Source organism: Aquimarina litoralis (assembly GCF_019295435.1).
In the GTDB taxonomy this organism is placed as follows: domain Bacteria; phylum Bacteroidota; class Bacteroidia; order Flavobacteriales; family Flavobacteriaceae; genus Aquimarina; species Aquimarina litoralis_A.
In genome coordinates this window covers 19,783-31,200 of the sequence record NZ_WEKL01000053.1, presented here as the reverse complement: position 1 = coordinate 31,200, position 11,418 = coordinate 19,783, and the positions used below count along the sequence as shown (strand labels likewise).

Below are 11,418 nucleotides of genomic sequence, written 5' to 3'. Positions count from 1 at the left end.
TTATTAATTGGGTTTTACCTGGTCTGCCAGAAGTTTTAGCAAGACTTTTGCGCCCGGTTAACATGTTGATCAATGAAGATTTGCCGACATTAGATCGGCCAATAAATGCGTATTCCGGCAAATTGTTTTTAGGACACTTTGCTACATCGCTGTTACTCATTACAAATTCAGCGCTACTAATCTTCATAGGAATTGGTTGATTAGAAATTACGCTCTTGTAACCAAGAATGTAATAGTTTATTAAATTCTTCTGGATGTTCCATCATCGCTGCATGTCCACACTTATCAATCCAATATAGATCAGAATCCGGTAATAATCGATTGAAATCATCCGCAACTTCAGGTGGAGTAACATTATCATCTTTACCCCAAATAATACAAGTCGGAGTTTTCATATTTGGAAGATCCTTTGCCATATTGTGTCTAATAGCACTCTTAGCAATGGCGAGGGTTCTTATTAATTTATTTCGATCATTTACAGTAGCGTATACTTCATCAACAATCTCCTTAGTAGCAATGGCAGGATCGTAAAATACATTTTCAGCTTTCGCTTTGATATATTCATAATCACCTCGTTTAGGGTAGCTTTCTCCCATTGCGCTTTCATAAAGTCCTGAGCTCCCAGTAATTACTAGGGCTTTTACTTTTTCAGGAAACATTTTAGTACATAAAAGTCCGATATGACCTCCAAGAGAATTTCCGAGTAGAATGACTTCCTTGTATCCGAGTTGATCAATAAAATCTTTAAGATATTTAGCAAATGTGCCTACACTAGTTTTTATTAATGGCATTTCATACAGAGGAAGCTCTGGAATCAATACTTTGTAGCCATTTTTTGGAAAATAATTACTAACGCCATCAAAGTTGCTTAAGCCACCCATTAATCCGTGTAAAATCACGATTGGCGTACCTTCTCCAAGCTCTAAATAACTAAATTTTCCGTCTTTTTTTAATTCGTGCTTCATTAATAGTTCTTACAAGAATTAAAAGCAAATATAGCATTTTCATAATTAGTTTGAAGATTTTTTATGAATACTGCGACAGGAATTTTTTAGATTTTTTTAATCTGTCATTTTTTTTCTTTCTGAATGCGTCAAAACCAAGATTTTAGAATTGAAATAATATTTCGTTCAGGAGCAAAATTGGAAACTATAAGGCTGTTTATTTAGATGCTTTTTCAGATAACTTATTAACAATGTGGTAAATTGTGGTAAAAAGTGGTAATTTTTTCAATATATTTGACTAATTATAGAAGTAAGAAGGGAAAAGTGGTAAGTCTAATAGGCACATACGAATGTAAAGCCGACTCAAAAGGTCGTTTGATGATGCCTGCAGCATTTAAGAAGCAGCTGTCTTCTGTTTTGCAAGAAGGTTTTGTGTTGAAACGGGCAGTTTTTCAGCCTTGTTTAGAGTTGTATCCAATGAAAGAATGGAATCTATTGATGCAAAAGATGAATAAGTTAAACCGCTTTAAAAAGAAAAATAATGACTTTATCCGGAGGTTTACAGCAGGTGTTAAGGTTGTGGAAATTGATACAACTGGTCGTCTTTTGATACCTAAGGATTTAGTGAGTTTTGCTGGAATTACAAAAGAATTAGTGTTGTCGTCAGCTGTTAATATTATTGAGATATGGGATAAAACTCAATATGAAAAAGCAATTGACGATGCTGCTGTAGATTTTGCAGATCTAGCAGAAGAAGTAATGGGATTTGAGGATGAAGAAGATGGAATATCATAATCCAGTTCTACTGCAAGAAACAGTAGATGGGCTGAATGTAAAACCAGATGGGATTTATGTGGATGTAACCTTCGGAGGAGGAGGTCATTCCAGAGAAATTTTAAAGAGATTAGGTTCTGGTGGTAAACTGTATGCTTTTGATCAAGATAAAGATGCGCTTTCGAATGCTATAGACGATAATAGGTTCGTGTTGATTAATGAAAACTTTAGGTTTATTAAACGATTTCTTCGTTTTTATGGGGTTCGTAAAGTAGATGGGATTTTAGGAGATTTTGGGGTTTCTTCACATCAGTTTGATGTTGCAGAAAGAGGTTTCTCAACTCGATTTGAGGCTGATCTGGATATGAGAATGAATCAAGATGGAGAGTTGTCCGCATATCATGTGATCAATGAATATGATGAATCAGACTTGAGGGCAATGTTCTTGCAATATGGAGAATTAAGAAATGCTCCAAAGTTAGCAAGAGCAATTGTTGGTGCTAGAAGTAGTAGGACTATTAAAACAAGTCTGGAGCTAAAAGAAATACTGAAACCTTTTATGGTGAAGCATAAAGAACATAAAATATTAGCTCAGATATATCAGGCTATTCGAATTGAGGTAAATCAAGAAATAGAGGTGCTGAAAGAGTTTTTATTACAAACCCAAGAACTATTGGATGTAAGAGGCAGGGTTAGTTTTATTTCCTATCACTCTTTAGAAGATCGGTTAGTAAAAAGATTTATTCGTAATGGAATGTTTGAAGGTGAACCGGAAAAGGATTTGTACGGAAATGTATCAGTTCCATTTAAAAAAGTAGGCAAGTTAATTGTTCCATCTCAAGAAGAAATAGAGATTAATAATAGAGCACGAAGTGCAAAACTAAGAATAGCAGAAAGGATTTGATTCTGTATTATGAAGCAAACGGTATATGACATATTAAAAGGGAAGTTTCTTATTGCGGATGATGCAATGAAGAATTGGCGTATGTTACTCTTTCTGTCTTTTTTGGCAATTATTATGATTGCAAGTTCTCATAATGCAGAAAGTAAAGTTCATGAAATAGCAAGGTTGAATAATGAGGTGAGAGAATTAAGAACACAATTTGTAGATGGAAGAACAGAATTAATGCAATTGAAAATGGAATCCTCTGTTATCGAAAAAATGACCAAAAAAGGAATAAAAAGACCAACAAAACCACCTCAAAAAATAATAGTAAAAGAATAATTTGTTTTGGCAGTAAAAGATAAGAACATATTAAATAGGTTATACTTCATTTCGGGGTGTATGTTCATCTTCGCTATTTTGGTTTTAGTAAAGCTTGTAAAAACACAATTTATTGAAGGAGATGTGTATCGTGCGAAAGGAGAACAGCGTGTTTTCAAAACATTTGATATACCTGCAAATAGAGGTAACTTATATGATAGTAAAGGGAATTTACTAGCAACTTCAGTGCCTAAATACGACATTCGATTTGATGCGGTTACGGTTACAGATAAGGATTTTAGAGAAAACATAAATGAGTTGTCAAAAGCTTTGTCAAAAGAGTTTGGTAGGTCTGCTGAATATTATGATGATGTCCTGCGAAGAGCTAGAGATAATAAAAACCGGTATTTTTTAGTCAAAAGAAATCTAGGGTATTCTCAGTATATGAGAGTAAAGAAATTTCCTTTATTTAAGTATGGTGCCAATCGTGGAGGATTGATCGTGGAACAACGAACAATTAGAGAACATCCTATTGGAAAAATTGCAGAAAGAACCGTAGGATATGAACGCCGTGATGACCAAGGGTATTATACCAGAGTAGGGCTTGAAGGAGCATATGGTCCTTTTTTAAGAGGTAAAGAAGGGAAACGTAAGAAACAAAAAATTGCAAAAAATCAATGGAAACCTATTGGTGATGCAAATGAAGTAGAACCACAAGATGGATATGATGTCATATCTACTATAGATGTAAATGTTCAGGATATAACACATCATGCATTACTTGCACAGTTAGAAAAATTCGAAGCAGAACACGGAACAGTTGTGGTTATGGAAACCAAAACTGGCGAAATAAAAGCAATCTCTAACCTTGGTAGAACGAAATCTGGCAAATATTATGAGAAATTAAATTATGCTGTAGGAGAATCTCATGAGCCTGGATCCACTTTTAAACTAATGGCTATGGTGGCAGCATTAGAGGATAAAGTTATAGATTCTAGTTATGTAGTCGATACTGAAAATGGAAGGGTGCGATTTTATGATAGAGTTGTTAAAGATTCTAAATGGGGAGGATACGGAAAGATTTCTGCTGCAAAAGCATTTGAATTGTCATCAAATACTGCATTTGCAAAAATTATAGATGAAAATTATAAAGATGATCCTAAGAAATTTGTGAATCGCCTAATGAATATGGGGTTACATAAAACATTAGGATTATCTATAAAAGGAGAAGGAAAGCCTAAAATACCCTATCCAGGAGATAAAGATTGGTATGGGACTACACTGCCATGGATGGCTCACGGATATGGGGTTGCAGTTACACCCTTGCAAACACTTGCCTTTTATAATGCAATTGCAAATGATGGAGAAATGGTGAAGCCAAGATTTATTAGAGAGGTGAAAGCTTGGGATAAAACACAGGAAAAATATAATAAAGAAGTGCTGAATCCTGCAATATGTTCTAAGGAAACAGCAAAAGTTGTACAAGAAATGATGAAAAATGTAGTCATTAGAGGTACTGCAGATAACATACATACTGATAGTTTTCAGATAGCAGGAAAGACTGGTACTTGTTGGGGTAATTATGGAAAAGATAAAGAAAGAGAATATATATCTTCTTTCGCTGGATATTTTCCTGCAGAAGATCCTAGGTATTCCTGTATTGTGGTAATTCATAAACCAAATAAGGAGAAAGGATATTATGGGAATATTGTAGCTGCTCCAGTTTTTAAAACAATTGCTTTAAAGGTTTATAATGATATTCCTGTGGTAGATGAAGTAAGCTCTAGTATTACAGAAAGTAAAGAGATAATAGAGAGTTACGATTCCTATTTTCAAAAAGCTAGAAAATACAAAACTATCATGCCAAATCTAAAAGGGATGCCTGCAATGGATGTAATTTCTCTTTTAGAAAACATGGGTTTGAAAGTAGAAATCAAAGGCTCAGGGAAGGTTAAAAGTCAATCCATTGAACCTGGAACTAAAGTAAAAAATAATCAAACAATTAGGATAGAATTATCGTGATAGAGTTAAAAGATATTTTATATAAAGTGCCTATTAATGCTGTTGTTGGTAATACTGCTGCGGGTATTAATAAGATTGAATTTGATTCTAGAAAAATAGAACAGGATGATGTTTTTGTTGCAATTTCTGGGACAGTCGTAAATGGTCATGATTTTATAGAAAAAGCAATCAATAAAGGAGCGATTGCAATAATCTGTGAAGTAATGCCAGAGTTTCTTGTAGATGGATTGGTATATGTTCAGGTAGAGGACACTCAAAAAGCTCTTGCTATAATTGCTAATAATTATTATGAAGCTCCCTCTGAGAATTTAAAACTCGTTGGAGTAACAGGAACGAATGGAAAGACAACTATTGCTACTTTATTATATCAACTTTTTAAAAAGGCCGGATTTAAAGTGGGGTTGCTTTCGACAGTGAAAATATTAGTTGATAATAAAGAGTATAAAGCAACACATACTACACCAGATTCTTTAACAATAAATCATTATTTGAAAGAAATGAATGATGCAGGTGTTGAGTATTGTTTTATGGAAGTAAGTTCTCATGGGATTGATCAAAAAAGAACGGAAGGATTGGAGTTTGCAGGAGGGATCTTTACGAATCTTTCTCATGATCATCTTGACTATCATAATACCTTTAAAGAGTATAGAGATGTTAAAAAACGATTTTTTGATCAGCTAGGTAAAAAAGCTTTTGCATTAACGAATAAGGATGATAAAAATGGAGGCTTTATGCTTCAGAATACAAAAGCAAAACAGTATTCCTATGCGTTAAAATCATATGCTGATTTTAGAGGGCAAATTCTTGAGAATAGTCTAGGTGGCCTATTGTTGAAAATAAATGATAATGATGTTTGGACGAAGTTGATAGGAAGCTTTAATGCATACAATTTATTGGCAATTTTTGGAACAGCAGAGTTGTTAGGTTTAGAAACATTGGAAATATTACAGCTATTAAGCGATCTAGAAAGTGTAAGTGGTAGATTTCAGTACCTGATCTCAGATAAAAAAGTTACTGCGATTGTAGATTATGCACATACTCCAGATGCTTTGAAAAATGTTTTGGAAACAATCAATGATATCAGAACCAATAATGAAACGTTAATTACGGTTGTTGGATGTGGAGGAGATAGAGATAAAGCAAAGAGACCTGTTATGGGGAATATTGCTACAACTTTAAGTAATAAAGTAGTTTTTACAAGTGATAATCCAAGGACAGAAAATCCAGAACAGATTATAGAAGATATAGAAAAGGGAGTCGAGCCACAAAACTATAAGAAAATAATATCTATAACAGATCGAAAACAAGCCATTAGAACTGCTTGTCAATTTGCAGAAGAGAATGATATCATTTTAATCGCCGGTAAAGGTCATGAAACTTATCAAGAAACAGATGGACAGCGGATTGATTTTAATGATTTTGAAATCGTAAGAGAAGAACTAAAAAAAATAGGAAAATAAATAAACCCTTTCCATTCCATAGATGTATGGATGAGATGAAAGGTATAGATGTATATGTTATATTATTTGTTTCAATATTTAGAAAATGAATACCAGTTTCCTGGAGCATCTTTGTTTCAGTTTATCACGTTTAGAGCAGCAATGGCAATTATTCTGTCGTTGCTAATTTCTACAATATATGGTAAACGAATAATCAACTTTCTAAGAAGTAAACAAATGGGCGAGAGTATTAGAGAGCTAGGATTAGAAGGACAAGCGGAAAAAGCTGGAACGCCAACCATGGGAGGGATTATCATAATTCTTGCAACCCTTATTCCTGCATTGCTTTTTGCTAAAATTGATAATATATACATTATTCTTTTGCTTATTACAACCTTATGGATGGGAGTGATTGGTTTTACAGATGATTATTTAAAGATTAAGAAGAAAGATAAAGAAGGATTGGCGGGTAAGTTTAAGGTGATAGGTCAGGTTGGATTAGGTGTTATCGTTGGTTGTACTATGTATTTTCATAATGATATTACAATTAAAGAGGAGAAACTAAATTCTGATATTGAACAAGTGGCGTCAAGTGAAGAGGAATCGGATTTTAATCCAGCAGTGAAATCAACTAAAACTACAATACCATTTTCTAAGAATAATGAATTTGATTATGCTAGTTTGATTACCTGGATAAATCCAGATTTAGCCAAATACGCATGGTTAATTTTTATACCAATTGTAATCATTATAGTAACCGCTGTTTCGAATGGAGCTAATCTTACGGATGGAATAGATGGGTTAGCTGCTGGATCTTCAGCAATTATTGTACTCACATTAGCATTGTTCGCTTGGGTATCCGGTAATATAGTTTTTTCTGATTACCTGAATGTAATGTATATCCCCAATTCGGGAGAGATGACAATATATATTGCTGCCTTTGCAGGAGCTCTTGTTGGTTTTTTATGGTACAATACGTATCCAGCACAAGTTTTTATGGGAGACACTGGTAGTTTAACAATTGGAGGGATTATCGCTGTAATAGCCATTGCGATACGAAAAGAACTTTTGATCCCAATCGTTTGTGGAATCTTTTTTATAGAAACATTATCGGTGATGATACAGGTAAGTTGGTTTAAATATACTCGAAAAAAATATGGCGAAGGAAGAAGAATATTTCTGATGTCACCACTACATCATCATTACCAAAAGAAAGGGATTCATGAAAGTAAAATTGTTGCCAGATTCTGGATCATCGGGATTTTTTTGGCAATTATAGCAGTGATTACACTTAAAGTAAGATAGTGTGAAGCGATTAGTTGTATTAGGAGCAGGAGAAAGTGGTGTTGGAACGGCTATTCTAGGCAAAAAAAAAGGGTATCAGGTTTTTGTTTCTGATAAAGGGAAGATAACTGATCATTATAAAAAGGTTCTTAGAAATTTTGAAATAGAATGGGAAGAAGAGAAGCATACAGAAGATAAGATTCTGAATGCTGATGTGGTAATGAAAAGTCCTGGGATTCCTGATAAAGCAGCATTGGTACAAAAACTAGTAGCAAAAGGAACGTCAGTGATTTCAGAAATCGAATTTGCTTCGCAATTTACCACTGCTACTATAGTGGGGATAACTGGTAGTAATGGGAAAACTACAACGACAATGCTTACGCATCATTTAGTGAGTCATGGAGGTTTAGATGTAAATATGGGTGGTAACATTGGAGATAGTTTTGCAAAGCAAGTTGCAGAAAACGATTCTAAATACTATGTGCTAGAGCTAAGTAGTTTTCAGTTGGATGGAATCATAAAATTTGCGCCACATATAGCTGTACTAACTAATATAACTCCTGATCATTTGGATCGATATGATAATAAGTTTGAAAATTATATCGCTTCGAAATTTAGGATAGCAATGAATCAAACAGAAGATGATTGTTTCATTTATGATTCAGATGATGAGGTGATCACAGAATATTTAAAAGAACATCCTATTCGTTCAAAATTACTGCCATTTTCATTAAAGAAAAAAGTAGAAAACGGAGCGTATTTAGAAGGAGAAAATATAAAAATAATAATAGACAACAACGAATTAACCATGCCGACAAAAGATTTAGCATTAAAAGGAAATCACAATGTAAAAAATGCGATGGCAGCTGCCACAGTATCGCAATTATTGAAAATAAGAAAGACTACGATACGTGAGTGTCTTGAAAATTTTCATGGGGTAGAACATAGACTGGAAAATGTATTAAAGATAAATAATGTTCAGTATGTGAATGATTCTAAAGCTACAAATGTCAATGCTACTTTTTATGCATTAGACGCTATGAAATCATCAACAGTTTGGATTGTAGGAGGTGTAGATAAAGGAAATGATTATACCGAGTTATATCCACTAGTGAATGAAAAAGTAAAGGCAATTATTTGTCTAGGAGTTGATAATTCTAAGATCATTAACGCCTTTGGTAATTGTGTAGATAATATTGTAGAAACACAATCCATGAAAGATGCGGTTAATATAGCTTATAAGATCGCGGAGCGTAATGAAAATGTACTATTATCTCCTGCTTGTGCAAGTTTTGATTTGTTTAAAAATTATGAGGATAGAGGAAGACAATTTAAAGAAGCAGTACGTGAATTATAATATATAATTATATCAAAATTAGAAATAAAAAGATAAGATAGTAAACGAAGTGACTAAAGTTTTAAAAAATATAAAAGGAGATAAGGTTATCTGGGCAATTGTTGCGCTATTGGCATTGTTTTCATTTCTTCCGGTGTATAGTGCAAGTAGTAACTTGGCTTATTTATACGGTGATGGAAATACCTTTGTTTTTTTAGTGAAACACTTTGCGCATCTGCTTTTGGGATTCGGTATTATGTATTGGGTGCATAAAATACCTTTTCATTATTTTAAAGGGCTTTCTATTATTATGATTCCTGTTGTTATAGTATTGTTGTTGTTTACTATGGCACAGAATAATACAATAGGCGGTGCAAATGCTAGTCGATGGATTCGTTTGCCTTTTGTTGGAGTTACTTTTCAAACATCTACATTAGCTGCAGTAGTTTTAATGGCATATGTGGCTAGATACCTTTCTAAAATAAGAGATAAGAAAATTAGTTTTAAAGAATCGCTACTACCTCTTTGGTTACCTGTTTTTATTGTTTTGATGCTAATATTACCAGCTAATTTTTCAACAGCTGCGATTATCTTTTCAATGGTGGTAATGTTGGTTTTTTTAGGTGGTTATCCTATACGATATATAGCAGTAATTTTGGGGTCAGGTTTGTTAGTGCTTACTTTTTTTATTCTGACTGCCAAAGCATTTCCAGATGCCTTTCCGAATCGAGTCGATACATGGGTTAGTAGAGCCGAGAACTTCTTTAATGATAAAGATACACCTGAAGATTATCAAATAGAACGTGCAAAAATTGCTATAGCAAGAGGAGGAGTGATAGGAAAAGGACCTGGGAAAAGTGTACAACGAAATTTTTTACCACAATCTTCTTCAGATTTTATTTATGCAATAATTATTGAAGAATGGGGATTAGTAGGTGGAGTTTTTCTAATGTTTTTGTATTTGATGTTGTTATTCAGGCTGGTAATTGTGGCACATAAAAGCTCAGATATATTTGGGAAACTATTAGTGGTTGGTGTTGGATTGCCAATAGTATTTCAGGCATTGATAAATATGGCAGTTGCAGTTGAGCTGTTTCCTGTAACAGGGCAAACACTACCATTGGTGAGTAGTGGAGGTACTTCCATATGGATGACCTGTATGGCAATTGGAATGGTATTGAGTGTAAGTAGTAAGAGAAGTATAGATATACAAGAAGAACCGGATTCGAAGAATTCAAAGAATGAAGAGTTAATTAATGAAGAAAATCCTTTAGAAGTATTGAGTGAAGCAATATGACCAAGATGACAGAACAACCTAAAATTATATTATCTGGCGGTGGTACAGGAGGACATATTTATCCTGCGATCTCAATAGCTAATGAATTGAAGAGTAGATACCCAGAAGCTTCAATTTTATTCGTAGGAGCAAAAGACCGTATGGAAATGCAAAAAGTTCCTGAGGCGGGGTATCCTATAGAGGGGCTATGGATTAGTGGGATTCAACGTAAGTTATCATTAAGTAATTTACTGTTTCCTTTCAAGCTTCTTAGTAGTTTATGGAAATCAAAAAAAATCATTAAAAAATTTGATCCTGATGTAGTAATTGGTACAGGAGGATTTGCAAGCGGACCTTTATTGAAAATGGCAAATTCGGCAAAAATCCCAACGGTACTTCAAGAGCAAAATTCGTTTCCCGGAATAACTAATAAATGGTTAGCAAAAGGAGCAGATAAAATATGTGTTGCTTACGATGATATGGATAGGTTTTTTCCAGAGAGTAAGATTATAAAAACGGGAAATCCAGTTCGTCAAGATTTGTTAGAGATAAACAGTAAAAGAAATGAAGGGCTAACCAAGTATCATCTTGATCCAGAAAAGAAAACGGTTCTGGTAATAGGAGGAAGCTTAGGAGCAAGGCGAATCAATCAACTTATAGAAAAGGAATTAGCTTTTTTTGATAAAAGTGAACTCCAAATTTTATGGCAATGTGGAAAGTTGTATTATAACGAGTATAAAAAGTATGATAATCACAAAGGGGTTCAAGTACATCAATTTTTGAACACAATGGATTTGGCATATGCAGCTGCAGATGTTATAGTATCTAGAGCAGGAGCTAGTTCTGTTTCAGAATTGTGTATTGTTGCTAAACCAACCTTGTTTATCCCTTCTCCAAATGTGGCTGAAGACCATCAGACAAAAAATGCAAATGCAATTGTAAGTAAAAATGGAGCTAAAATGCTTCAAGAGAGTGAGCTAGACGAAAAGTTTCAGAAAACAATTACACAGTTGTTGTCATCTGAAGCGATGCAGATAAAATTAACGCATGCCATAAAAAAAATGGCATTACCAAATGCTACAAAAGATATCGTTAACGAAATTGAATTATTGATCAGAAGGGATTGAGAAGGGAAGAAT

The 11,418-nt window shown here is 33.9% G+C and carries 11 protein-coding genes; 9 read left to right on the top strand and 2 right to left on the bottom strand.

From position 1 onward, the window contains the following. Positions 1 to 187 (bottom strand): GTPase (locus GBO31_RS20360; RefSeq protein ID WP_219010313.1); only part of this gene is annotated, 187 nt, incomplete at its 3' end. 13 nt (positions 188 to 200) lie between these two features. Beyond that, on the bottom strand, positions 201 to 965 hold the full coding sequence (locus GBO31_RS20355; protein ID WP_219010312.1) for an alpha/beta fold hydrolase: 765 nt from the start codon (positions 963 to 965) through the stop codon (positions 201 to 203). A 303-nt stretch (positions 966 to 1,268) separates the two neighbouring features. On the opposite strand from GBO31_RS20355, the gene mraZ reads away from it, so the two are divergent. Genes mraZ through murG form a run of 9 tightly spaced genes read left to right on the top strand, consistent with a single transcriptional unit; the run spans position 1,269 to position 11,406 of the window. Beyond that, entirely contained in the window at positions 1,269 to 1,739 is a 471-nt protein-coding gene (mraZ, locus tag GBO31_RS20350) for a division/cell wall cluster transcriptional repressor MraZ (protein ID WP_219010315.1), read from the top strand. Beyond that, the gene (rsmH, locus tag GBO31_RS20345) at positions 1,726 to 2,622 is read left to right on the top strand and encodes a 16S rRNA (cytosine(1402)-N(4))-methyltransferase RsmH (RefSeq protein ID WP_219010316.1); all 897 of its coding nucleotides are present in this window, start codon (positions 1,726 to 1,728) and stop codon (positions 2,620 to 2,622) included. The genes mraZ and rsmH overlap by 14 nt, the downstream gene beginning before the upstream one ends. Positions 2,623 to 2,631: 9 nt before the next feature. Continuing rightward, complete coding sequence (locus GBO31_RS20340) at positions 2,632 to 2,943, top strand: FtsL-like putative cell division protein (RefSeq protein ID WP_219010311.1); 312 nt, start codon at positions 2,632 to 2,634, stop codon at positions 2,941 to 2,943. A gap of 60 nt (positions 2,944 to 3,003) precedes the next feature. Next, positions 3,004 to 4,944 (top strand): penicillin-binding protein, encoded by a 1,941-nt coding sequence (locus tag GBO31_RS20335; protein ID WP_246615931.1) that lies wholly within the window; start codon positions 3,004 to 3,006, stop codon positions 4,942 to 4,944. Then, positions 4,941 to 6,404, top strand: coding sequence for a UDP-N-acetylmuramoyl-L-alanyl-D-glutamate--2,6-diaminopimelate ligase (locus tag GBO31_RS20330; RefSeq protein ID WP_219010309.1), 1,464 nt, complete (start codon positions 4,941 to 4,943; stop codon positions 6,402 to 6,404). The genes GBO31_RS20335 and GBO31_RS20330 overlap by 4 nt, the downstream gene beginning before the upstream one ends. 54 nt (positions 6,405 to 6,458) lie before the next feature. Then, complete coding sequence (gene mraY / locus GBO31_RS20325) at positions 6,459 to 7,688, top strand: phospho-N-acetylmuramoyl-pentapeptide-transferase (protein ID WP_219010308.1); 1,230 nt, start codon at positions 6,459 to 6,461, stop codon at positions 7,686 to 7,688. A gap of 1 nt (position 7,689) precedes the next feature. After that, positions 7,690 to 9,024, top strand: coding sequence for a UDP-N-acetylmuramoyl-L-alanine--D-glutamate ligase (gene murD, locus GBO31_RS20320; protein WP_219010307.1), 1,335 nt, complete (start codon positions 7,690 to 7,692; stop codon positions 9,022 to 9,024). 49 nt (positions 9,025 to 9,073) lie between these two features. After that, on the top strand, positions 9,074 to 10,300 hold the full coding sequence (locus tag GBO31_RS20315; RefSeq protein ID WP_219010306.1) for an FtsW/RodA/SpoVE family cell cycle protein: 1,227 nt from the start codon (positions 9,074 to 9,076) through the stop codon (positions 10,298 to 10,300). Between the two features lie 5 nt (positions 10,301 to 10,305). Next, positions 10,306 to 11,406, top strand: coding sequence for an undecaprenyldiphospho-muramoylpentapeptide beta-N-acetylglucosaminyltransferase (gene murG, locus GBO31_RS20310; protein ID WP_219010305.1), 1,101 nt, complete (start codon positions 10,306 to 10,308; stop codon positions 11,404 to 11,406). Positions 11,407 to 11,418 lie beyond the last annotated feature (12 nt).